The sequence below is a fragment of the Phenylobacterium sp. genome (assembly GCF_035309685.1).
Taxonomy (GTDB): Bacteria; Pseudomonadota; Alphaproteobacteria; order Caulobacterales; family Caulobacteraceae; genus Phenylobacterium.
Genome location: NZ_DATGEX010000037.1, coordinates 1 through 22,904 on the forward strand (window position 1 = coordinate 1; position 22,904 = coordinate 22,904).

Consider the following 22,904-nt stretch of genomic DNA (forward strand, 5'->3'; position numbering starts at 1 on the left):
GATCTCTTGCCAGGTCGAGAGGTGCAGCAGCATGGGAAGGCCTCGTTCAGGGGATGGCCCGGCATAGGGCTTCAGACGCGCCGACGCTAGCGGGGCTCGCCGTCCGTGGTCGCGGCGTGCGGGCCCTGCGAGGTCGCCGCGGCGGCCGGCGGCGGGGTGAAGGCCATGGCCGCCAGCTTCCAGGTTCCGTTTTCCCGCCGGAAGGAGAGCAGGCACTTCTTCGTGGCGGCCTCCTCCAGGCAGACGAAGGTGAGGCCCCGCGCCTTCATGTGTGGGACGATCTGGGCCGCCGTCGGCGCGGCCGGCCAGCCGGGCGCGACGCGCGCCGCGGTCAGCCGGATCGCCTGGGGCGAGATCATCCGGTCGAGCGCAAATTCCGAAGGGCCGCCGACGTCGACCTCGTGGGTCTTGCCGACATCGGCCAGCTGTTCGCTGAGGTCGGAGCGCAGGGCGGGCCGGTCGAGCGCCGCCTCGAAGGCCGCCCGGTCGTCCTTCTGGGCCGCGGCCAGGAAGTTCGCGATCGCCGCCGAGCCTGAGCGCCGGGCGCCCAGGCCGCAGCCGCCCAGGAGGAGCGCAAGCACGCTGAACGCGACGACCGGACCCTTCACCTGCATGCCCGGGACCATGGCCGGGCTCGCCGGATGGGGCAAGCATCGCCGGCCCATTGCTGTCTTGGGGTTGTTGCCTAAGCCTGCCCTCTCCGCATACTCCAATCTGGGGACGGAAAAATTCGGGAGTGAAGTGCGGTGTCCGACAGCGAAGTCTTTCCGGTTCCCGAGGCCTGGGCCAAGAACGCGCGGATGACCGCGGCGGGCTATGAGGCGGCCGTGGCCCGCGTCGAGGCCGATCCCGAGGGCTATTGGCGCGAGGTCGGCCAGCGCCTCGACTGGATCACCCCGTTCACCCAGGTGAAGGACGTCTCGTTCGACGCCAAGGACTTCCGCGTGAAGTGGTACGCCGACGGGGTCTTGAACGTCTCGGTCAACTGCATCGACCGCCACCTGCCGGCCAGCGCCAACCAGACGGCGCTCATCTGGGAGAGCGACGACGGCTCGATCAGCGACGAGATCACCTACGGCCAGCTGCACTCCGAAGTCTGCCGCATGGCCAATGTGCTGAAGGCCAAGGGCGTCAAGAAGGGCGACCGCGTCACCATCTACCTGCCGATGATCCCGCAGGCGGCCTACGCCATGCTGGCCTGCGCGCGGATCGGGGCGATCCATTCGGTGATCTTCGGCGGCTTTTCGCCCGACAGCATCGCCGGCCGCATCCAGGACTGCGACTCCAGGATCGTCATCACCGCCGACGAAGGCCTGCGCGGCGGCAAGCCCGTGCCGCTGAAGAAGAACGTCGACGAGGCGCTGGCGTCGTGCCCGGGCGTCACCGACGTGATCGTGGTCCGCCGCACCAAGGCCGAGGTGCCGATGAAAGACGGCCGCGACGTCTTCTATTCCGACGTGAAGGCCAGCGTCTCCGACCAGTGCGACCCCGAGCCGATGAACGCCGAGGACCCGCTGTTCATCCTCTACACCTCCGGCTCGACCGGAAAGCCGAAGGGCGTGCTCCATACGACGGGTGGCTATCTGACCTGGGCGGCTCACACCCACGAGCTGGTCTTCGACTACCGGCCGGGCGAGGTCTTCTGGTGCACCGCCGACGTGGGTTGGGTCACCGGCCACAGCTACGTGGTCTACGGCCCGCTCGCCAACGCGGCGACCAGCGTGATGTTCGAGGGGGTGCCGAACTACCCGACCTCGTCGCGCTTCTGGGAGGTCTGCGACAAGCACAAGGTCGAGATCTTCTATACCGCGCCCACCGCCATCCGCGCCCTGATGCGCGAGGGCGAGGCGCCGGTGACGCGCACCTCGCGGTCGTCCATCCGCCTGCTGGGCACGGTCGGCGAGCCGATCAATCCGGAGGCCTGGCTCTGGTACCACCGGGTGGTCGGCGAGGGCCGCTGCCCGATCGTCGACACCTGGTGGCAGACCGAGACCGGCGCCTGCCTGATGACGCCGCTGCCGGGCGCGACGGCGCTGAAGCCCGGCTCCTGCGCCAAGCCCCTGCCGGGCGTGAAGCCGCAGCTGGTCGACGCCGACGGCAAGGTGCTGGAGGGCGCGATCAGCGGCAACCTGTGCCTGACCGACAGCTGGCCCGGCCAGATGCGCACGGTCTACGGCGACCACGAGCGGTTCATCACCACCTATTTCACCACCTATCCCGGCAAGTACTTCACCGGCGACGGCGCCCGCCGCGACGAGGATGGCTATTACTGGATCACCGGCCGCGTGGACGACGTGATCAATGTCTCCGGCCACCGGCTGGGCACCGCCGAGATCGAGAGCGCGCTCGTCGCCGACCCCAAGGTCGCCGAGGCGGCGGTCGTCGGTTATCCGCACGAGATCAAGGGCCAGGGCATCTACTGCTTCGTGACGCTGAAGGCCGATGTCGAGATCACCGCCAGCCTGGAGCCGGAGCTGAAGGGCTGGGTGCGCCGCGAGATCGGCCCCTTCGCCGCGCCGGACGTGATCCAGTTCGCGCCGGGCCTGCCCAAGACCCGGTCCGGCAAGATCATGCGCCGGATTCTGCGCAAGGTCGCCGAGGGCGACATCGCCAACCTCGGCGACACCTCGACCCTGGCCGACCCCAGCGTGGTCGACGACCTGGTGCGCAACCGGGCCGAGGACGGCGGCGCCGACATCCTGACGGTGGCGGGCGTTCGGCTCGACGCCGGCGAGATCGAGCGGGTGCTGGAGGGCCACGACGACGTGGCCGAGGCGGCCTGCGTCGGCGCCGCCGACGGGGTCCACGCCTATGTGGTGGTCGCCGCCGGCTCCAAGGCCAGCGACATCCTGGAAGCCGACCTGAAGGGCCTGGTCCGCCGCGAGATCGGCCCGGCCGCGGCCCCGGTGGAGGTGCGGTTCCTCTCCGCCCTGCCGCGCGCCAAGTCCGGCTCGGTGGCGCGCCGCATCCTGCGCAAAGTGGCGGCGGGCGACCTCGCCAACCTGGGCGACCCCGCGGGGCTCGTCGATCCGGCGGTGCTGGACGAACTGCTGAAATCCCCGGCGAGCGCCTAGGCGCTTAGCGACCGGCTGGCGCCATGCGCACCCTCCTCCTGATCGGCGCGCTGGCTGTCGGCGTGCTGGCGGCTGCGGCGAGCGCTGCCTGCGCCGCCGAGCTGCCGGAGCGCGCGCAGGCGCAACTGGCGCGCGGGCGGCCGTTCGTGGAGGTCAGCCCGGCCGCCGACGGCTCGTCGGGCGTGATCCTGGCCGCCATCGACGTCGCCGCGCCGCAGGCCGTGGTCTTCGCCGTGATGACCGACTGCGACCTCGCCCCGAAGATGGTCGCCAACCTGAAGAGCTGCCGGGTGCTGGAGCGCGACCCGCAGGGCCGCTGGGACGTCCGCGAGGAGATCAGCAAGATGACCTTCGCGCCCTCGGTGCGCACGGTCTACCGCGAGGATTTCGAGCCGCCGCGGGCCATGGCCTTCCACAGCACCGGCGGCGACCTGAAGATCTTCGAGGGCGACTGGAAACTGGAGCCGCACGGCGACCAGGTGCGGGTGACCTACCAGGCCCGCGTCGCCGCGCCTTTCGCGGTCCCGGGCTGGGTGGCGAGGCTGGCGCTGCGCCACGACGTCCCCATGGCGCTGCTGGCGCTGCGGCGCGAGGCCCTGGCGCGCGCGCCGGCGCCATGAACCCCGACCTGCCGGCGCCCCTGCGCGCCGCCCTGGACCGCGCCCTGGAGGGCGTGCCCCGCAAGGGCCTGGCCGAGCGCGCGGCGCGGACTTCGGAGGCCTACCGCGCGGGCCGGCCCTCGTCGGGGGTGATCCGCGAGGCCGACGACGCCTTGGCCTATGCGCTGACCCGGCTCCCGGCCACCTATGCGGCCTGCGCCACCGTGCTCGCCGAGGCGGCGCGGAGGGCGCCGGGCTTTGCGCCCCAGACCCTGCTCGACGCAGGGGCCGGGACCGGGGCGGCGAGCTGGGCGGCGGCGCAGGTCTGGCCGGGGCTTGCGGCGGTGACCTGGCTCGACGCCAGCACGCCCTTCCTGACCCTGGCGGCGCAGCTGGCCAGCGGCGGCCCGCCGGCGCTGCAGGGCGCGCAGGCCCAGCGGGGCGACCTCACCTCGGCCGGTCCGTGGCCGAGGGCCGACCTCGTTGTCGCCAGCTACGCCCTGGCCGAGATCGCACCTGACAAGCAGACTTCGACAATCACCGAATTGTGGGCCGCCACAACCGGCCTGCTGGCGATCGTCGAGCCCGGCGCGCCGGCCGGCTATGCGCGCATCCTGGCGGCGCGCGCGACGCTGCTGGCCGCGGGCGCGACCGTGCTCGCCCCCTGCCCACACCAGGCGGCGTGCCCGCTGGTGGGCGAGGACTGGTGTCATTTCTCGGTCCGCCTGCCACGCAGCCGCGACCATCGACTGGCCAAGGACGCGGTGGTTCCCTTCGAGGACGAGCGGTTCAGCTACCTGGTGGCTGCGCGGTCGGGGGTCGCCGCGGGGCCCCCGCGGCCGCGCGTCCTCGCCCCGCCGCGCACAGCCAAGCCGGGGATCGCTCTGAAGCTCTGCGGGCTGGACGGTGAGGTGGAGCCGCGCGTGGTTCCCAAGCGCGACAAGGCGGCTTACGCCCTTGCGCGCCGCCTGGACTGGGGCGACGTGGTCTAAACCACCCTCGTCATCCCGGACGGCCGAAGAGCCGATCCGGGACCCAGGGGTCGCCGCACAGCCTGAGCCCCTGGGTCCCGGCTCTCCGCTTCGCTGCGGCCGGGATGACGGGATTAGATGTTCAGTTCAGCCGCCGGGAGGTGGTGGCTTAAATCTCATGGCGGCCAGTTTGCTTGGCGGTCCGGGCAACTCAAGGACGCGCCAGGGGCGCGCCGCGACGCGGGCGGCCAAGGGCCGCTCCTTGACTTGCCCGGACCGCCAAGCTCGCATCATCCATGAGGTCTAAGGCCGGGTGGCATCTGGACGATGCGCCCTCAACCGATCGCCTCGGCGGGTCCGGCCCCGATGACACTTGAGGGGGTGGCGGCGCGGGTTCACAACGTCCCGGCATTTCCAGATCGAGCATTTCAAAGAAGAGCCATCCCATGCCCAAGAGCCGTGAGATCCATCTCGTGCAACGTCCGACCGGCGCGCCCACGCCGGAGAACTTCGCCCTGGTGGAGCGCGAAGTGGGGGACGCCGCCGACGGCCAGGTGCTGGTGCAGAACCTCTTGATGTCGGTGGACCCGGCCATGCGGCCCAGGCTCACCGCCGGCCAGGCGCTGGACGAACCCATGATGGGCGGCGCGATCGGCCGGGTCGTGCAGTCGCGGCTGGACGGCTATGCGGCCGGCGACCTGGTCTCCCACCGGCAGGGCTTCCGCGAATATTTCACCTCCGACGGCAAGGGGCTGAACAAGCTCAGCCCCGACCCGGACCTGCCGTTGAGCGTCCACATGCACGCGCTGGGCGGCACCGGCTTCACGGCCTATGGCGGCCTCTTGCATATCGGGCAGCTGAAGGACGGCGAGCAGGTGTTTGTCTCCACCGCCGCCGGCGCCGTCGGCTCGGTCGCCGCCCAGATCGCCAAGCTCAAGGGCTGCTATGTGGTCGGATCCACCGGCGCCGACGACAAGGCCGCCTGGCTGCGCGACGAGATCGGGCTGGACGCGGTGATCAACTACAAGGTCCAACCCATCCGCCAGGCCCTGGAAGAGGCGACACCCAAGGGCCTCGACGTCTATTTCGACAATGTCGGCGGCGACCACCTGGAGGCGGCGCTCAGGCGGATGAATACGCTGGGCCGCATTCCGGTCTGCGGCTTCATCTCCGGCTACAATTCCGGCCATTCCAATGTCGGCAACCTGTCGAACATCATCTATTCGCGGGTGATGCTGCGGGGCTTCGTGGCGCCCGACTTCATGCACCTGTGGGGCGACTTCCTGCGCGACATGGCCGGCTGGCTGAAGGACGGCAAGGTCAAGTACCAGGAGACGGTGCGGGACGGCATCGCCGCCGCGCCCGCCGCGCTGATCGGCCTGATGGCCGGCGAGAACAGCGGCAAGATGCTGGTGAAGCTGGCGGAGTAGCGGGCGCCCAAGCGAACGGATGACGAAGCCGTAAGCTTCCGAAGGCGCGACGGAGTGCTAAGGACATCGGCTCCACGCGATCTTTCGGGAAGCCCCATGATCCGCCACGCCGTTCAAGCCCTCGCCGTCACCTGCGTCCTCGCGCTCGCCGCGCCCGCCGTCGCCGCCCCCAGCACGGTCCCGCCGATCGTCTACAAGCAACGGACGCTCGCCAACGGCCTGCAGGTCTACGAGAGCCTCGACCGCACGACGCCGAACGTGACGGTGCAGGTCTGGTACGGCGTCGGCTCGAAGAACGACCCGGTGGGGCGCTCCGGCTTCGCGCACCTCTTCGAGCACATGATGTTCAAGGCGACCCGCGACCTGCCGGCCGAGAGCTTCGACCGCCTGACCGAGGACGTCGGCGGCCTCAACAACGCGTCCACCAACGACGACTTCACCAACTACTACGAGGTCGTGCCGGCCAGCCACCTGCAGCGGCTGATCTGGGCCGAGGCCGAGCGGATGGGCTCGCTGGTCATTGACGAGGCCAACTTCAAATCCGAGCGCGACGTGGTGAAGGAGGAGCTGCGCCAGCGGGTGCTGGCCTCGCCCTACGGCCGCCTGTTCGCCCTCTACCTGCCGCAGGCGACCTACACGACCCATCCCTATCACCGCCCCGGCATCGGCTCGATCGAGGAGCTGGACGCGGCGACCATCGACGACGTTCGCGCCTTCCACGAGACCTACTACCGGCCCGACGACGCCGCCCTGATCGTGGTTGGCAACTATGACGAGGCGGAGCTCAACGCCTGGATCGACAAGTACCTCGCGCCCCTGAAGAACCCGGCCAAGCCGATGCCGCGGGTGACCGTGACCGAGCCGCCGCGCGTGAAACCCGGCGTCTACGACGGCTATGGCCCCAACGTGCCGCTCCCGGCCGTGGCGATCACCTGGCTGGGCGTGAAGGCGTCGGATCCCGACGCACCGGCGCTGAAGGTGCTGGACGCGGTGCTGTCGGGCGGCAAGTCGTCGCGGCTTTACGACGCGCTGGTCTACGACAAGCAGATCGCCGCCGAGATCTATTCCAACGCCGACCTGCCGGCCCAGCCGGGCAATTTCGCGGTCGGCGCGATCCTGGCGTCCGGCCACACCATCGCCGAGGGCGAGGCCGCGCTGCTGGCGCAGGTCCAGCGTCTGCGCGACGCGCCGCCGACGGCCGCCGAGCTCGACTCCGCCAAGACCCAGCTGATCGCCGGCAAGCTGCGCGAGCGCGAGACCATCGACGGACGGGGCTTTGCGCTCGGCTATGCGCTTCGCGTCGACGGCGACGCGGCCAAGGCCAACACCGAGCTCGCCGACCTGCAGGCGGTGACCGCCGCCGACGTGCAGCGGGTGGCCAGGAAATACCTCGAGCCGAACCTGCGCATGACCATCCGCTACCGCCCGGAGAGCGAGCGGCCGAAGGGCGAGGCCGCGGCGAAGGCGCCGGAGCCGCCGAAGATGGTCACGACCTACACCGGGCCGGTGTTCACGCTCGCGCCGGAAGGCCAGCGCCAGGCGCCGCCGCCGGTGGGGACGCCGATCACGCCGGTGCTGCCCAAGCCCGCGGAGAAGACGCTGGCCAATGGCCTGCGGGTGATCGTGGCGCACTCCTCCGACCTGCCGCTGGTCAGCGCCGACCTGACGATCAAGACCGGCGGCTGGGCCGATCCGGCGGGGCTCTCCGGCGTCGCCGGCATGACCGCCGACATGCTGACCGAAGGCACCAAGACCCGCTCGGCCCGCGCGATCGCGCGGCAGACCGAGGCGCTGGGCGCCAACCTGGAATCCGGCGCCGGCCTGGAGTCCTCGTCGGTGACGCTGAACATGATGCCGGACAAGCTTGCCACCGGCATGGCGATCATGGCCGACGTGGCCCGCAACCCCGCCTTCGCGGCCGACGAGCTGGAGCGCGACCGGGCCCAGACCCTGGATGGCCTGCGGGTCGCCTATCAGGAACCCGGCCAGATCTCGGCCGCGGCCGCGGCGCCGGTGGTGTTCGCCGGCACGCCCTTCGGCCACGTGCCGGCCGGCACGCCCGGCTCCATCGCGCGGCTGAAGCCCGCCGACCTCGCCGCCCTGCACGCCGCCTGGTACCGCCCGGACAACGCCGTGCTGGTGATGACCGGCGACATCACCCCGGAGCAGGGCTTCGCGCTCGCCGAAAAGACCTTCGGCGGCTGGGCCAGGCCCGCCGCGCCGCTGCCGCCCCCGCCAGCGATCGCGCCGCAGGGCAAGCCCCGCGCCATCGTCATCGACCTGCCGGGGACCGGCCAGGCGGCGGTGAACCTCGCCAAGCCCGGCATCGCGCGCAGCGACCCGGACTACTATCCGGGCATCGTCGCCAACACGCTCTTGGGCGGCGGCTATTCCTCGCGGCTGAACCTGGAGATCCGGGTCAAGCGGGGCCTCTCCTATGGCGCGTCCTCGGCGCTGTCGGCCAACCGCACCACCGGCTCGTTCCGCGCCGCGGCCCAGACCAAGAACGAGACCGCGCCGCAGGTGCTGGACCTGATCGTCGAGCAGATGACCGCGCTGGGCGCGACGCCGGCCTCGGCCGACGAGCTCACCGCGCGCAAGGCGAACCTGGTCGGCAGCTATGGCCGGAACCTCGCGACCACCGGCGGCCTGGCCAACACCCTGGGCGCGCTCGCGCTCTACGGCGTGCCGCTGGACGAGATCACCCGCTACACCACCCGCGTCGAGGCGGTGACGCCGGCCCAGGTGCAGGCCTTCGCCGCGCGCGTGCTCGATCCGGCCAAGGCCAGCGTGATCATCGCCGGCGACGCCAAGACCTTCGCCGCGGCGCTCAAGGCCAAGCGGCCGGACGTCGAGGTGATCCCGGTGAGCGAGCTCGACCTGGACAAGCCGTCGCTGCGCAAGTGACGCCCAGGTGAACGACCGCTTCGATGTGGTGGTGGTCGGCGCGGGCGCCGCGGGGATCGCGGCGCTGCGGCGGCTGAAAGCGGCCGGCGTCGACGCCGTCGCCCTGGAGGCGCGGGACCGGGTCGGGGGCCGGGCGCACACCATCGCCACCGTCGCCGGCTTCCCGGTCGACTGCGGCGCGGGCTGGGTTCATTCCGCCGACGAGAACCCGCTGGCGAAGCCCATCGAAGCGGCGGGCTTCACGCTGGACCGTTCGCCGCCGCACTGGATGAAGCAGGCCCTCAACCGCGACTTCTCGGAGGCCGACCAGCGCGCCTATCGCGCGGCGTTCAACGCCCTGGACGAGCGGCTGGAGGCCGCCGCCAAGACGGGCGTCGACCGGCCCGCCTCCGACTTCTTCGAGCCGAACGGCCGCTGGAACCCGCTGCTCGACGCCTTTTCCAGCTACTACAATGGCGCCGAGTTCGAGGCCGTCTCGGTGCTCGACTACGCGGCCTACGAGGACTCGGGCGTCAACTGGCGGGTGCGCGAAGGCTATGGCGCGGCGGTGGCGAGCTTCGCCGACCTGGACCGCGTCATCACCGGCTGTCCGGTGACCACGATCCATCATGACGGCCCAGAGATCGTCGTGGACACCGCCAAGGGGCGGATCACGGCGCGGGCGGCGATCGTCTGCGTGCCGACCCCGGCCCTGGCGCAGGGGCGGCTGATATTCTCACCGGGCCTGCCCGACAAGATGGAGGCCGCCGCCGGCCTGCCCCTCGGACTGGCGGACAAGGTGTTCATCGGCCTCGACGCGCCCGACGACCTGCCGGTCGAGGGCCACCTGTTCGGCCACAAGGACCGCACGGCGACCGGCAGTTACCATCTGCGGCCCTTCGGGCGGCCCTATATAGAGGCCTTCCTGGGCGGGCGTTGCGCGCGGGCGCTGGAGGCGCAGGGGCCGGGCGCCATGGCGGACTTCGCCCTGGCGGAGCTCGCCGAGCTGCTGGGCGCCGGCGTCCGGCGGCGGCTGCACGTGCTGGGCGAGACCCATTGGGCGAGCGATCCGTGGGCGCTCGGGTCCTATTCGCACGCCCTGCCGGGCCACATGGGCGCGCGCGGCGTCCTCGCGGCGCCGGTCGAAGATCGCATCTTCTTCGCCGGCGAGGCGACGCACCGGACGTTCTACTCGACCGTCCACGGCGCCTGGCTGAGCGGCGAGCGGGCGGCGGACGAGGCGCTGGCGGCGCTGGCCTAGAGCGCGGCGGCCATGGCGGCGAGCTTGGCCACGGTGTTCATGTTGCGCGCGGTGCCGGTCTTGGCGGCGGGGATCTTCAGCTTCGAGTCCGCCATGCCGTCGCTGTAGAGGACGTAGACCTCGCGCCTGCCCAGACGCACGTCTTCGTCCTTTTGGCCCGTGGCGTGGGCCAGGGCGTCGGCGGGCGGCGCCCCGTCCAGGAAGATCGCCACGGTGCGGTTCCCGGGCGCGTCCGGGAACGGATTGGCGTCGCGGACGGCGGCCATCTCGGCGGCGGTGCGGACCATCACGCCGACCGCCTTGCCGGCGTAGGCGGCCAGCCGCGCCTCCAGGTCGGCCTTCACGGCGGCCTCGGACTTGCCGCTCGAAAACACCACATTGCCGCTGGCGATGTAGGTCTTGACGCCGGTGTGGCCGGCGGCCTGGCACATGGCGGCCAGCTCGGTCATCGGCAACTTGCCGGTCCCGCCGACGTTGACCGCGCGCAGCAGGGCGACGTAGCCGGTCATGAGGCCTCCGAGGATCGCATGGTCCAGCGCGAAAGATCGCGCTCGCGGCCCATCAGCGCCAGCCCCGAGGCGATGGATTCCAGTTCCGCCCCGGTCTCGATTTTTCCGGCATCGAAGCGGCGGTGGAAGATGGCGCGGACGGCGGGCACCAGGGACGAGCCGCCGGTCAGGAACACGCGGTCGACGCCATCGGCGGTCAGGTTGGCGTTGGCGAGCGCTGCGTCCACCGCCGTCTCGATCAGCTTCAGCTCCGGGGCGATCCAGCCCTCGAAGGTCGCGCGCCGCACGCCGCCCTTCAGCGAGATCGACCCCGCCTCGAACTCGAACAGCGCCGCCTCGTCCGCCGACAGCGCCTCCTTCAGGCGGCTGACCGAGCGGTAGAGCTGGTAGCCGTAGTTTTCGTCCAGCGTCTCCACCAGCCGTCGGATCTTCTCCGGCTCCATGGCCTCGCGGACCAGGGCGCGGATCTCGCGCATGTCGCGGCTGGCGCGCATCAGCGCCAGCTGGTCCCAGCGCGCGAAGGCGGAATAGTAGCGGTTGGGGATCGGCAGGACCTTGCCGAAGGAGGCATAGCTCGACCCCTTGCCGAGCGCGGGCGAAACCAGGTTGTCGATGATCCGGTAGTCGAAGGCGTCGCCCGCCACCCCGACGCCGGAGCGGCCCAGCGGAAGCGCGCGGATCTCGCCCGCGTGACGCTCGAAGCGGATGATCGAGAAGTCGGACGTACCGCCGCCGAAGTCGCCCACCAGCACGGTCGCGTCATGGTCCAGCTCGCGGGCGAAGAAGAAGGCCGCGCCCACCGGCTCGTAGGCGTAGAGGATCTCGGAAAACCCCATCCGTTCGAACGCCGTCTCGTAGCGCGACAGCGCCAGCGGCTCGCTGGGCGCGGCGCCGGCGAAGGTCACCGGCCGGCCGACGATCACCCGCTCCGGAAGCTCCGCCATGCCCGCGTCCGCATAGGCCCGCAGTTTCAAGAGGAAGGTCGAGAGCAGGTCCTCGAAGCGGTAGCGGCGGTTGAGAATCGTCGTCTCGCTGAAGCTTTCCGAGGCGGCGAACGACTTGAACGACTGGATGAAGCGGGTCTCGGCGGGGTCTTCCACATAGGCCTCGATCGCCCAGGGGCCGGCGGCGATGGCGCGGTCGTTGGGCCGGTCGCCCGCATGGAACGAAAGGCAGGAGCGGAAGGCGAAGTGCTCCCGATCCGGCGCCGGAAACTCCACCAGATGCGCCGGCCCCGACGCGTCGGCCAGCGCCACGACCGTGTTGGTCGTGCCGAAATCGATGCCGAGGCTTAAAGGTGATGACACGCGCGCGCTCCGTGCGGGGCGCGCCCCATAGCAATTCCAGTGTCATCCCGGAAGCCGCGCCAGCGGCTGTCCGGGACCCATAGACACCAGACGTTGCAGAAGAGGCTCAGACTCAGCCGCGTATGGGTCCCGGTCTTTCGCGCGCCGCGAAAACCGGGATGACACGCTTTTGCTTAGGCTTCGGTCTCCGAAAGCTGCCGCTCGTAGGCGCAGACCGTGGCCATCTGCAGGATCTTCGAGACCGAGGCCGACAGCGGGCAGATCTGCACCGCGCGGTCGAGGCCGAGCAGGATCGGGCCGATCACCGTGGCGCCGCCGAGCGACTGGATGAGCTGGGTCGAGATCGCCGCCGAATGCACCGCCGGCATGATCAGCACATTGGCCGGGCCGGTCAGGCGCATGAACGGGTAGTTGCCGCGCAGCTCCGGCTCCAGGGCCAGTTCCGGCGGCATCTCGCCCTCGTACTCGAAATCGATCCCCTCCATGCCGTCGAGCATGGTGACCGCGTCCCGCACCCGGTCGGAGCGCAGGCCCATGGGATTGCCGAAGGTCGAGTAGCTCATGAAGGCCACGCGGGGCTCGTAGCCCAGCGTGCGCACCGCGGTCGCCGCCTGCTTGGCGATCTCCACCAGGTCCTCGGCCACCGGCATCTCGGTGATCGAGGTGTCGGCGATGAAGATGGTCCGGCCCTTGGCCAGCACCACGCTCATGCCGATCATCCGGCCGCCCGGCACAGGGTCGACGACCTGCAGCACCTCTTCCAGCACCTGGTCGAAGGAGCGCGTCACGCCGGTGACCATGCCGTCGGCGTCGCCCAGCGCCACCATCGACGCGCCAAAGGCGTTGCGGTCCTGGTTGATCAGGCGCTGCACGTCGCGGCGCAGATAGCCGACCCGCTGCAGCCGCCCATAGAGATAGTCCACATAGGTCGAATTGCGGTGCGAGAGCCGGGCGTTGAGGATTTCCAGCTTGGCCTCGGCGGGGACCAGACCCACCGACACCATGTTCTCGTGCACCAGGTCCTCGCGGCCGATCAGGATGGCCGAACCCAGGCCCGCGTTCTGGAAGGCGTAGGCGGCGCGGATGACGCTGGGCTCCTCGCCCTCGGTGAAGACGATCCGCTTCTTCTTCGGCGACGACAGCACCGCGCCCTGCAGTTTCTGCAGGAAGGCCGCCGTCGGATCGAGCCGTTGCGCGAGGCTGGCGCGGTAGGCGTCCATGTCCTCGATCGGCCGGCGCGCCACCCCGGTGTCCATCGCCGCCTGGGCGATGAACGGCGGGATGTAGGAGATCAGCCGCGGGTCGAAGGGCGTCGGGATGATGTACTGCGGCCCGAACTTCAGCTGCACGCCGTGATAGGCGGCGGCGACCTCGTCGGGCACGTCCTCCCGCGCGAGCAGGGCCAGCGCGTTGGCGCAGGCGATCTTCATCTCCATGTTCACCCGCCGCGCCCGCACGTCGAGCGCGCCGCGGAAGATGTAGGGGAAGCCGAGCACGTTGTTGACCTGGTTGGGATAGTCGCTGCGCCCGGTGGCGACGATCGCGTCGGGGCGCACCGCATAGACCTCTTCCGGCCGGATTTCCGGGTCCGGGTTGGCCATGGCGAAGATCACCGGATTGGGCGCCATCAGCTTGACGTCGTCCTGGGTGATCGCGCCCTTCACCGAGGTGGCGATCAGGACGTCGGCGCCGGTCAGCGCGTCCTGCAGGGTCCGCTTGTCGGTCTCGACGGCGTGGGCCGACTTCCACTGGTTCATAGCCTCGGTGCGGCCGCGGTAGAGCACGCCCTTGGAATCCACGGCGATGCAGTTGTCGTGCGGCACGCCCATGGCCTTGAGCAGGTCGAGCGTGGCGATGCCGGCGGCGCCCGGGCCGTTCAGCACCACCTTGACGTCCTTCAGCTCGCGGCCGGTCAGGTGGCAGACGTTGATCAGGCCGGCGGCGGAGATGATCGCGGTGCCGTGCTGGTCGTCGTGGAACACCGGGATGTCCAGCAGTTCCTGCAGGGCGGCCTCGACGATGAAGCACTCGGGGGACTTGATGTCCTCCAAGTTGATGCCGCCGAAGGTCACCCCGATGTTCTTGGCCACGGTGATGATCTCGTCGGGATCGGTGGCCGTGCATTCGATGTCGATGGCGTCGACGTCGGCGAAGCGCTTGAACAGCACCCCCTTGCCTTCCATCACCGGCTTGGACGCCAGCGCGCCCAGGTTGCCCAGGCCCAGGATCGCCGTACCGTTGGAGAACACCGCCACCAGGTTGCCCTTGGAGGTGTAGTCGTAGGCGGTGTCCGGGTCGGCGGCGATCGCCTTCACGGGCACGGCGACGCCGGGCGAATAGGCCAGGCTCAGGTCGCGCTGGGTCGCCATCGGCTTGGTGGCCGCAATCGCGATCTTTCCCGGCGTGGGGTACCGGTGGAAGGCCAGAGCCTCCTCATCGGTAAAGGTGCGTTTCTCGGCGTCGCTCATGGCGGCGGAGCATCCTTCGTAAGCGATTGCGATGAGAGCGGAAGCTTAGAGTCCCCGCTCCGGCGAAACAACCTTACTCAAGCTTGGCCATTAACTGTTCACATCTCGGCGTCGGTTGCGACTCCGGAACAATCTGCGGCGGCGCTCGCTTTGGAAGCGGCTGGTCGGGGAGCTTCTGAGACGGGAAACCCACCGATGACCAAGACCCTCGCCTATGCCGCCCTGATCGCCGGCCTGACGATCGCCGGCCCGACGCTTGCGCAATCGCCGGCGCCCGCCGCCCAGCCGGGCACGCCTGCGACCACGCCCGCCACCACCCCCAGCTCGCCGGCCCCGGCCAACGCGACGCCCAGCACGACCAATCCGCCGACCGCGCCTTCGGCCGCCCCCGCGGCGCCGGCCAGCGCGGCCGCGACCGGCGCCAGCGCCGACACCGCCGCCCACGCGGGCTCGGCGACCCTGATGAGCGGCATGTCGGTGAAGGACAACACCGGCGCCCTGATCGGCGAGGTCAAATCCATCAAGGGTGGCGTCGCCACCATCGCCATGGGCTCGTCCACCTTCACCGTCGACAGCGACAAGCTCGGCGTCGCCAACGGCGCGGCGACGATCAACGCCACCCAGGCCGAGATCAAGAGCATGCTGCCGAAGAAGTAGCGACCGCTTGCTGAGCCCTCCTCCCCTTGTGGGAGGAGGTGTCGGCCGAAGGCTGACGGCGGTGGGGTTTTGCTCCGCCCTCCGCTGCGAAACGAAGCTTCGGTCAAAGCAGGGAATTCTGAGAGACCCCACCTCCGACCTGCTCCGCAGGCCACCTCCTCCCACAGGGGGAGGAGGGTGTCGAACGTCAACGGCTTGGGTTCATTGATCCCTTGACTCCTTCGTTAGTCTGGACTTACGGTAAGTCATGACTAACGCTCTTGCCTTTGCCGCCCTGGCCGATCCGACCCGCCGCGAGGTGTTCGAGCGCCTCGCGGGCGGGCCTTTGCCGGTGGGCGAGCTGGCGCGGGGCCTGCCGGTGAGCCGGCCCGCCGTTTCGCAACATCTGAAAGTGCTGAAGGAGGCCGGCTTGGTCACCGATCGGCCGGACGGGACGCGCCGCGTCTATCAGATCGATCCGCAGGGCCTGGGGCAGATCCGGGCCTGGCTCGACCGCTTCTGGGACGAGGCGCTGGAGGCCTTCAAGGCCGAGGTCGAACGCGATCAGGACACCGAAACGGGGGACAAACCGTGAGCCAGGCGACCATCAAACCCGCGGCCATCCGCAAGACCTTCACCCTGCGCGCGGCGCCCGAGCGGGCGTTCCAGGTGTTCACCGCCGGCTTCGGCGGCTGGTGGCCCAGGACCCACTATGTCGGCCCCTCGCCGCTGACCGGCGCGGTGATCGAGCCCCGCGAAGGCGGCCGCTGGTACGGTGAGCATGAGGACGGCGTGGAGCGCCTGTGGGGCGACGTGCTGACCTGGGATCCGCCGCGGCGCGTGGTCCTGGCCTGGCGGCTGAACGCCGAGTTCGCCTACGACCCCGACCTGCTGACCGAGGTGGACGTGCGCTTCACCGCGCTCGACAGCGGCGAGACCCGCGTGGACTTCGAGCACCGCGGCCTGGAGCGGTTCGGCGACAGCGAGGCCGCGGTCCGCACGCTGACCATGATGGACGGCGGCTGGGACCTGATCCTCGGCAATTTCAAGACCGCCACCGGCGAGTGACCCCAACCCCAAGGCGAAAAGGAGACCCCTCATGTCCGACACCATCATCGTCCACGGCATTCCCGGCAGCCCCTATGTCCGCAAGCCGCTGATCGTCTGCGAGGAGAAGGGCGCGCCCTATCGCCTCGCCCCCATGGCCTTCGGGACCGGCGCCAACAAGACGCCCGAGTACCTGGCCCGCAATCCGTTCGGCCGCCTGCCGACCATCGAGCACGGCGACTTCGTGCTCTACGAGGCCCAAGCCATCGGCCGCTACATCGACCGCGCCTTCGACAGCCCAAGCCTGACGCCCAGCGACCCACGCCAGGCGGCGCGCATGGACCAGGTGCTGAACATCGTCGACTGGTACGTGATGCCCTCGATCAGCAGCGCGATCGGCTTCAACCGCGTCGTGAAGCCCAAGTTCGGCATGCCGGTGGACGAGGAGGCGATCGCGGGCGCGCTCCCCATGGCCCGAACCTGCGTCACGGCGCTGGAGGACATCCTGGGCGCCCAGCCCTATCTCGCCGGCGACGCGGTGAGCCTGGCCGACCTCTTCGCCTACGGCCACTTCGAGTTCCTCGGCCAGACCCCGGAAGGCGGCGACCTTTTGGCCGGCTCTCCCCTGCTCGGCTGGATGGAGCGGATGGCCGAACGGCCCAGCATGCAGAACACCACCTGGGAGCGTCTCGCCGAGACCGCCGCAGCCTGAGCTTGACCCGGCGTTGCGGGAAGCTCTTGAAGGGAAGCCCTCCTCCTCGATGGAGGAGGGTTGGGTGGTGGTGTGCCCGCAGAGTTGCAGCAGGTTTCTAGGTCGGAGCCGACCTTGCTGTTGACCTCGTCGCCCTGCCTACACCACCATCCCCGACCCTTCCTCCATCGAGGAGGAAGGGAGCCCTGGATGGCCCGCCGGAGTGACCTCGCTGTCTGACACCAAGATCAAGATCGCCGTCGGCGGCGCGCTGGGCCGTATGGGCCAGGCGATGGCCGCCGCCGTCGAGGCCGACCCGGCCATGGTGCTGGCCGCGCGGTTCGACCGCCCCGACCTGAGCGGCGAGGGCCTCACCGACCGCGACACGGCGCTGGCCGCCGCCGACGTAGTCATCGATTTCACCACGCCGGCCGCCTCGGTTGACTTAGCGCGTGCCTGCGCGGAACGCGGAGGCCCGGCCCTGCTGATCGGCGCCACCGGCCTCGATGAGGCCCAGGTCGCCGCGATCGTCGAGGCCTCGGCCAAGGTCGCCATCGTTCGGGCCGGCAACTTCTCGCTGGGCCTCAACATGCTGCTGGGCTTCGTCGAGCAGGCCGCCCGGCAGCTGGGCCCGGACGCCTATGACATCGAGGTCTTCGAGGCGCACCACCGCCGGAAGGTCGACGCGCCGTCGGGCGCCGCGCTGATGCTGGGCGAGGCCGCCGCACGGGGCCGGGGCGTGAGCCTCGGCGATGTGGCCAAGCGGGGCCGCGACGGCATCACCGGCGCGAGGCCTGCCGGCGAGATCGGCTTTTCCGTGGTGCGCGGCGGCGGCATCGTCGGCGAGCACAGCGTCTCCTTCATCGCCGAGGACGAGACGCTGACCCTCTCGCACTCGGCGCGCGACCGCGGCCTCTTCGCCCGCGGCGCCCTGGTGGCCGCCCGCTGGGTCGCGGGCCGCCCGGCGGGGCACTACGCCATGCGCGACGTCCTGGGCTTCACCGGGGCTCCCTGAGCCATGGACGACCACCTCCTCAAGCTCGACGCCACCGACCAGCTGGCGCTGCTGAACAAGAAGAAGGTGTCGGCCACCGAGCTGCTGAAAGCGTCGCTCGCCCGCCACGAAAAGACCCACGCCAAACTGAACGCCGTGGTCGCGGTCGATCTCGATCGGGCGCTGTTCCACGCCAAGGCGCTCGACGAGCTGCGGGCCAGGGGCGAGACGCTGGGCCTGCTCGCCGGCCTGCCGATGACGGTCAAGGACACCTTCGACGTGGTCGGCCTGCCGGCCTCGTCGGGCCTGAAGCATCTGCGCCAGCGCCAGGCGGAGGACGCGACCGCGGTGGCGCTCGCCAAGCACGCCGGCGTGGTGATCTGGGGCAAGACCAACACCCCGGTGCTGGCCGGCGACTGGCAGACCTTCAACGGCCTCTACGGGACCACCAACAATCCGTGGGATGTGACCCGGACCTGCGGCGGCTCCTCCGGCGGCGCGGCGACGGCGCTGGCGGCCGGGATCACGGCGCTGGAGATCGGCTCGGACATCGGCGGCTCGCTGCGCGTGCCGGCGAGCTTCTGCGGCGTCTACAGCCACAAGCCCACCTGGGGCCTGGTGGGCCAGCGCGGCCAGGTGCCGCCCTCGCCCGGGTCCTGGAGCGAGCGCGACCTGAACGTGGCCGGGCCCATGGCGCGTTCGGCCCGCGACCTGCGCCTGCTGCTCTCGGTGATCGAGGGCGGGCCGCTGGCGGCCAAGGCGCCCGGCGCCGACCTGAAGACCGCCAGGATCGCGCTCTGGCTCGACGAGCCGAGCTTCCCGCTGGACCCGCAGGTGCGCACAGCCATCGAGACCTTCGCCGCCGAGCTCGCCGCCGCGGGGGCGGAGGTGACGCCGATCGCCTCCCCCGCGCACATGCCGACCCTGATGGCCGCCTACCAGACCCTGCTGGGCGCGGTCATCGGCGAGGACATGCCGGACTCGACGATCCGCGCCATGGAGCGCATGCGCGGCCTCGCCCGCTGGCAGATGGCGCGGGGCGCCGCACCCACCTCCGCCGCCGCCATGACGCTCGCCTACACCGCCACGCACCGCGAGTGGCTGGCGGCGGACGCGGTGCGCGCGCGGCTGCGGCACGAGATCGGCGAGGTGTTCGGCCGCTTCGACGCGATCCTGGCGCCGATCGCGCCGGTCACCGCCTTCGCCCACGACCACCGGCCGTTCCAGAGACGCCGGCTGACGCAATCGGACGGCGCGGTCATGCCCTATGCCTCCATGCTCAACTGGATCTCGCTGGCGACCGCCCTGCACCTGCCCGCCACCGCCATTCCGGTCGGCCCCGCCGCCAACGGCCTGCCGGTCGGCGCCCAGCTGATCGGCCCGCTCAACGGCGACGCCAAGACCCTCGCGCTCGCCCAGGCCATCGAGGATGACATCCGCGGGTTTGTGGCGCCGGAGATGGGGCGGTAGGACCGTCAGCGTCCTCCTCCCCTTGTGGGAGGAGGTGGCCCGCGGAGCGGGTCGGAGGTGGGGTTTCTCAGAGCCTGGGAACCGGCCCCAGCTCCCCAATGGCGGCCAGGATTCGATCCGCCACGACATTTAGCGAGTTATGGATTTCCTGATTGCTGAACCTCAGCACCCGGAAACCCTTCATCAAGAGCCAGGCGTCGCGTATCGCGTCACGTTCCGGATCGTGGAACGGCCCATCGGCTTCCACGACGAGCCGATGCCTAAGGCAGAGAAAGTCGAGGACGTAGGGGCCCATCGGGACCTGGCGGCGGAATTTCAGGCCGCCGAGCTTGCGCTGGCGCAGTCGGTCCCACAGCACCCGTTCCGTCGCTGTCGGGTTGTTGCGGAGGACTCGCGCCCTTTTGACTATCGCGTTGCGATCCATGGCTCAGCTTAGGTGCAGCGGAAGGGGTTTTCGACCCCACCTCCGACCTGCTCCGCAGGCCACCTCCTCCCACAGGGGGAGGAGGAACATACAACCCGTCTGATGGCGATGAAGGCGCCGCCTCTACCGCTTCGCCGGCGGCGGGTTCTGCTTGGCCCACGCCGCGTCGACCGCGGCCTGGGTGTTGGCGCCGACGCCGTGGCGGATCAGCGACAGGCCCTCCAACTCGACCTTGTCGGAGCGCAGGACGCGGGGATGGGCGCGGTAGCCCAGCTGGTAGAGGGCCGTGTCGCTCTTGGTCTGGCCGTCCTCGATGAAGCTGGTGACGATGGCCACCGGCAGGGGGCCCGGGCGGAGCTTGCCGCCCCGGGCGTGATCGGCCTTGGTGACGCCGCCCTCGATCCAGCCGGCCTCGATGCGCGGATTGCCGGTGGTCTGGACCGGGTCGCCGCGGATCTCGCTGGGGAAGGTGAGCGTCTGGGTCTGGATGACCTGTTCCGGATGCACGCTGGAGAGCTTCAGCCGCTCGCCCTCGCCCTCCGGCGCGCCGGTCAGCAGGAAGGTGAGCTTGAGCGCCCCGGCGCGGGCCTCCGCCTTCTTCTCCTGCGCCTCGGCGGCGCGCTCGCGTTCGGTGAGCGCGCGTTCGCGGTGGCTGTCCCAGTAGCCGAGCGCGGCGATGACCAGAGCCGCGAGGCCGACGATCTCCGCCACGGTCAGGAACCGCAGCCGCCGTTTCCGCTCGCTGGGGGTCTCGCTCATGATCTCAGCGACCGGTCGATCCGAAGCCGCCGGCGCCGCGCGCCGTCTCGTCGAGGCTCTCGACCTCGGCCCAGACGGCCTGGACGACCGGCGCGATCACCAGCTGGCCGATGCGTTCGCCCCGGCGGATGACGAAGTCCTCTTCGCCGTGGTTGATCAGGATAACCTTCACCTCGCCCCGGTAGTCGGCGTCGATGGTGCCCGGCGTGTTGAGGCAGGTGACCCCGTGCTTGAACGCCAGGCCCGAGCGTGGCCGCACCTGGCCTTCGAAGCCGGGCGGGAGCGCGAAGGCGAGACCCGTCGGCACGGCGAACCGCGAGCCCGGGCGCAGCGTCAGCGGCTCGTCCTGCGGCACGGCGGCGCGCAGGTCCATGCCGGCCGCCTGGGCGGTCTCGTAGGCGGGCAGCGGCAGGTCCGCGCCATGCGGCAGGCGGGTGATCGGGACGGTCGGGTTCACTTAAGCTCCTGGGCGATGCGCTGGGCCAGCCGGCGGGCGACCTCGCCCTTGGCCATCCGCTCCCATCGCTCGATTCCGCCCTTGGTGACGAGGGCCACGGCGTTGTCGTCGCCACCCATGGTCCCGGCCACGCTGACGTCGTTGGCGACGATCCAGTCGCAGCCCTTCTTGGCGAGCTTGGCCTTGGCGTGGACCTCCACATCGTTGGTCTCGGCGGCGAAGCCGATCACCAGCCGGGGCCGGGCCTTGCCCTTCGACAGGCTCGCCAGGATGTCGGGGTTTTCGGTGAGCGCGATGGCGCCGGGCGCCTGGCCGTCCTTCTTGATCTTCCTGTCGCCGGCGGCGGCTGGGCGCCAGTCGGCGACGGCGGCCACGCAGACGGCGATGTCGGCGGGCAGCGCCGCCTCGCAGGCGCTGAGCATGTCGCGCGCGCTCTCCACATCGACGCGCCTGACGCCGGCCGGCGCCGAAAGCGCCGTCGGGCCGCTCACCAGGGTCACCTCCGCGCCGAGCGCCGCCAGGGCGCCGGCGATGGCGTAGCCCTGCTTGCCCGACGAGCGGTTGGTCAGCAGCCGCACCGGATCGATCGCCTCGACCGTCGGTCCGGCGGTGACCAGCGCCCGCTTGCCGGCCAGCGGCCGCGCGCCGCCGAGCATGCCCATGATCGCCTGGAAGATCGCGGCGGGCTCCGCCATCCGGCCCGGCCCATATTCGCCGCAGGCCATGGCGCCCTCGTCGGGGCCGACGAAGCTGACGCCGTCGGCCTTCAGGGCGGCCAGGTTCCGCTGCGTCGCGGCGTGCTGCCACATCCGCACGTTCATCGCCGGCGCCATCAGCACCGGCTTGTCGGTGGCGAGCAGGGTGGTGGAGGCGAGGTCCCCCGCCAGGCCGTTCGCCGCCTTGGCCATCAGGTCGGCGGTGGCCGGCGCCACGACCACCAGGTCGGCGGACCGCGACAGCTCGATGTGGCCCATCTCCGCCTCGTCGGTCAGCGAGAACAGCTCGGCATAGACCTTGTCCTCCGCCAGAGCCGACAAGGAGAGCGCGGTGACGAACTCCGATCCGGCCTGGGTGAGGATCGGCCGCACGCCGACGCCCGCCTTGCGCAACAGACGGGTCAGCTCGAGGGATTTGTAGGCCGCGATGCCGCCGCCGACGATCAGGAGAACTCGCTTCTGGTCCAAGGCTTTCGGCCCTTCATCGACGCGCGCCAGACTTATGCCAGATGGGGGCGACCGACAAATGTCGCAAATTTCGACTCGACAACTGTTGCAAGTTGTTCTTTCTTTGTTCCCAACCTCTGCTGTTATGGGAGAAACGGTGATGGCTGGGTTTGAGAAGCGGGCCGGGATGGCCCTGGCGCTCGGGATTTCCGCGCTCGCGTTGCTGAGCGCCTGCGACAATGGCCCCTCGGCGGTGGCCAAGAAGGGCTCCGGAACGGAGGCGGCGTCTACGGCGACGGACCGAACTTACGGCGCCGACCGGCGCGGCGGCTACGACAACGGCCAGCCGCAGGTCGACCACCGCAAGGACGAGGTCGCCAAGGCCGACGACGGCAAGCCCATGTGGGCGCCCTCCAAGCGATTCACCGCCGAGGAAGGCGCTCAGAAGCAGTTCGAACGCGACGGCGACGCCTTCGGCGCCAAGACGCGGGAGCAATATGTGCAGAAGGCGCACGCCTTCGTGGGCCATCCGCCCAAGGGCACGCTGACGCTGACCCGTAAGAACGGCGACATCCTCTACTACGACCCCAAGGGCAACGTCTTCGCGGTGGCCAGCAAGGAGGGCGCGCCGCGCACCATGTTCAAGCCGGACGACGGCATGGCCTACTGGGAAAAGCAGAAGGAGCGTGAGGAACGCAGCCAGCAGGCCTCGCGGTCGCGCCGCTCGAAATACGCCGACGACGCCGAATAGGGCCCGG

21 protein-coding genes and 2 pseudogenes are annotated in these 22,904 nt (G+C 70.4%); 14 read left to right on the forward strand and 9 right to left on the reverse strand.

The genetic code is table 11. From position 1 onward, the window contains the following. Positions 1-86: 86 nt before the first annotated feature. Positions 87-626, reverse strand: a complete 540-nt coding sequence (locus tag VKQ35_RS12010) for a hypothetical protein (RefSeq protein ID WP_324361865.1) — start codon at positions 624-626, stop codon at positions 87-89. A 174-nt stretch (positions 627-800) separates the two neighbouring features. On the opposite strand from VKQ35_RS12010, the pseudogene acs reads away from it, so the two are divergent. The 4 genes and pseudogenes from acs to VKQ35_RS12030 all read left to right on the forward strand — a co-directional run. Continuing rightward, positions 801-2,678: pseudogene (gene acs, locus VKQ35_RS12015) on the forward strand (acetate--CoA ligase); the annotation flags it as partial. A gap of 87 nt (positions 2,679-2,765) precedes the next feature. After that, positions 2,766-3,074 (forward strand): AMP-binding enzyme, encoded by a 309-nt coding sequence (locus VKQ35_RS12020; protein WP_414692336.1) that lies wholly within the window; start codon positions 2,766-2,768, stop codon positions 3,072-3,074. 23 nt (positions 3,075-3,097) lie between these two features. Next, positions 3,098-3,694: an SRPBCC family protein gene (locus tag VKQ35_RS12025; protein WP_324361867.1), complete on the forward strand. Its 597-nt coding sequence runs from the start codon at positions 3,098-3,100 to the stop codon at positions 3,692-3,694. Next, the gene (locus VKQ35_RS12030) at positions 3,691-4,665 is read left to right on the forward strand and encodes a small ribosomal subunit Rsm22 family protein (protein ID WP_324361869.1); all 975 of its coding nucleotides are present in this window, start codon (positions 3,691-3,693) and stop codon (positions 4,663-4,665) included. Before VKQ35_RS12025 ends, VKQ35_RS12030 begins: the two co-directional genes overlap by 4 nt. Here VKQ35_RS12030 and VKQ35_RS12035 read toward each other — a convergent pair. Next, positions 4,662-4,772 (reverse strand): annotated as a pseudogene (locus tag VKQ35_RS12035) (hypothetical protein); the annotation flags it as partial. The gene VKQ35_RS12030 and the pseudogene VKQ35_RS12035 overlap by 4 nt on opposite strands. Positions 4,773-5,090: 318 nt before the next feature. On the opposite strand from VKQ35_RS12035, the gene VKQ35_RS12040 reads away from it, so the two are divergent. The 3 genes from VKQ35_RS12040 to VKQ35_RS12050 all read left to right on the forward strand — a co-directional run bounded on the left by VKQ35_RS12040 (position 5,091) and on the right by VKQ35_RS12050 (position 10,221). After that, the gene (locus VKQ35_RS12040) at positions 5,091-6,074 is read left to right on the forward strand and encodes an NADP-dependent oxidoreductase (RefSeq protein ID WP_324361871.1); all 984 of its coding nucleotides are present in this window, start codon (positions 5,091-5,093) and stop codon (positions 6,072-6,074) included. 96 nt (positions 6,075-6,170) lie between these two features. Continuing rightward, entirely contained in the window at positions 6,171-8,981 is a 2,811-nt protein-coding gene (locus tag VKQ35_RS12045; RefSeq protein WP_324361873.1) for a pitrilysin family protein, read from the forward strand. Between the two features lie 7 nt (positions 8,982-8,988). Beyond that, on the forward strand, positions 8,989-10,221 hold the full coding sequence (locus VKQ35_RS12050) for an NAD(P)/FAD-dependent oxidoreductase (protein ID WP_324361875.1): 1,233 nt from the start codon (positions 8,989-8,991) through the stop codon (positions 10,219-10,221). Here the strand turns inward: VKQ35_RS12050 and VKQ35_RS12055 are convergent. The 3 genes from VKQ35_RS12055 to VKQ35_RS12065 all read right to left on the reverse strand — a co-directional run bounded on the left by VKQ35_RS12055 (position 10,218) and on the right by VKQ35_RS12065 (position 14,505). Next, a complete protein-coding gene (locus VKQ35_RS12055; protein ID WP_324361877.1) occupies positions 10,218-10,730 on the reverse strand; it encodes a DUF1697 domain-containing protein in 513 nt (170 codons plus the stop codon). The two genes, VKQ35_RS12050 and VKQ35_RS12055, sit on opposite strands and share 4 nt — an antisense overlap. Then, the gene (locus VKQ35_RS12060; protein WP_324361879.1) at positions 10,727-12,037 is read right to left on the reverse strand and encodes an Hsp70 family protein; all 1,311 of its coding nucleotides are present in this window, start codon (positions 12,035-12,037) and stop codon (positions 10,727-10,729) included. Before VKQ35_RS12060 ends, VKQ35_RS12055 begins: the two co-directional genes overlap by 4 nt. A gap of 173 nt (positions 12,038-12,210) precedes the next feature. Further along, positions 12,211-14,505: an NADP-dependent malic enzyme gene (locus VKQ35_RS12065; protein WP_324361881.1), complete on the reverse strand. Its 2,295-nt coding sequence runs from the start codon at positions 14,503-14,505 to the stop codon at positions 12,211-12,213. Between the two features lie 195 nt (positions 14,506-14,700). Between VKQ35_RS12065 and VKQ35_RS12070 the strand changes: the two genes are divergently transcribed. The 6 genes from VKQ35_RS12070 (at position 14,701) to VKQ35_RS12095 (ending at position 19,343) form a co-directional block, all read left to right on the forward strand. Further along, positions 14,701-15,162, forward strand: a complete 462-nt coding sequence (locus VKQ35_RS12070; RefSeq protein WP_324361883.1) for a hypothetical protein — start codon at positions 14,701-14,703, stop codon at positions 15,160-15,162. Positions 15,163-15,409: 247 nt separating this feature from the next. Further along, a complete protein-coding gene (locus tag VKQ35_RS12075; protein ID WP_324361885.1) occupies positions 15,410-15,736 on the forward strand; it encodes a metalloregulator ArsR/SmtB family transcription factor in 327 nt (108 codons plus the stop codon). Then, positions 15,733-16,209, forward strand: a complete 477-nt coding sequence (locus VKQ35_RS12080; protein WP_324361887.1) for an SRPBCC family protein — start codon at positions 15,733-15,735, stop codon at positions 16,207-16,209. Before VKQ35_RS12075 ends, VKQ35_RS12080 begins: the two co-directional genes overlap by 4 nt. 31 nt (positions 16,210-16,240) lie before the next feature. After that, a complete protein-coding gene (locus VKQ35_RS12085) occupies positions 16,241-16,900 on the forward strand; it encodes a glutathione S-transferase family protein (RefSeq protein WP_324361889.1) in 660 nt (219 codons plus the stop codon). Between the two features lie 211 nt (positions 16,901-17,111). Further along, positions 17,112-17,894: a 4-hydroxy-tetrahydrodipicolinate reductase gene (gene dapB, locus VKQ35_RS12090; RefSeq protein ID WP_414692337.1), complete on the forward strand. Its 783-nt coding sequence runs from the start codon at positions 17,112-17,114 to the stop codon at positions 17,892-17,894. A gap of 3 nt (positions 17,895-17,897) precedes the next feature. Continuing rightward, entirely contained in the window at positions 17,898-19,343 is a 1,446-nt protein-coding gene (locus VKQ35_RS12095; protein WP_324361893.1) for an amidase family protein, read from the forward strand. A 67-nt stretch (positions 19,344-19,410) separates the two neighbouring features. Here VKQ35_RS12095 and VKQ35_RS12100 read toward each other — a convergent pair whose 3' ends face one another. From VKQ35_RS12100 to coaBC, 4 genes are all read right to left on the reverse strand, one after another. Next, positions 19,411-19,767 (reverse strand): endonuclease domain-containing protein, encoded by a 357-nt coding sequence (locus tag VKQ35_RS12100; protein ID WP_324361895.1) that lies wholly within the window; start codon positions 19,765-19,767, stop codon positions 19,411-19,413. 123 nt (positions 19,768-19,890) lie between these two features. After that, positions 19,891-20,526 carry a hypothetical protein gene (locus VKQ35_RS12105; RefSeq protein ID WP_324361896.1) on the reverse strand — a complete coding sequence of 212 codons (636 nt, stop codon included), beginning with the start codon at positions 20,524-20,526 and terminating at the stop codon, positions 19,891-19,893. Positions 20,527-20,530: 4 nt separating this feature from the next. Then, on the reverse strand, positions 20,531-20,983 hold the full coding sequence (gene dut, locus VKQ35_RS12110; RefSeq protein ID WP_324361898.1) for a dUTP diphosphatase: 453 nt from the start codon (positions 20,981-20,983) through the stop codon (positions 20,531-20,533). Further along, positions 20,980-22,167, reverse strand: a complete 1,188-nt coding sequence (gene coaBC, locus VKQ35_RS12115; protein ID WP_324361900.1) for a bifunctional phosphopantothenoylcysteine decarboxylase/phosphopantothenate--cysteine ligase CoaBC — start codon at positions 22,165-22,167, stop codon at positions 20,980-20,982. The genes dut and coaBC overlap by 4 nt, the downstream gene beginning before the upstream one ends. Before the next feature lie 139 nt (positions 22,168-22,306). Here coaBC and VKQ35_RS12120 point away from each other — a divergent pair, with 139 nt between their 5' ends. After that, positions 22,307-22,897 (forward strand): hypothetical protein, encoded by a 591-nt coding sequence (locus VKQ35_RS12120; protein WP_324361902.1) that lies wholly within the window; start codon positions 22,307-22,309, stop codon positions 22,895-22,897. Positions 22,898-22,904: the final 7 nt, after the last annotated feature.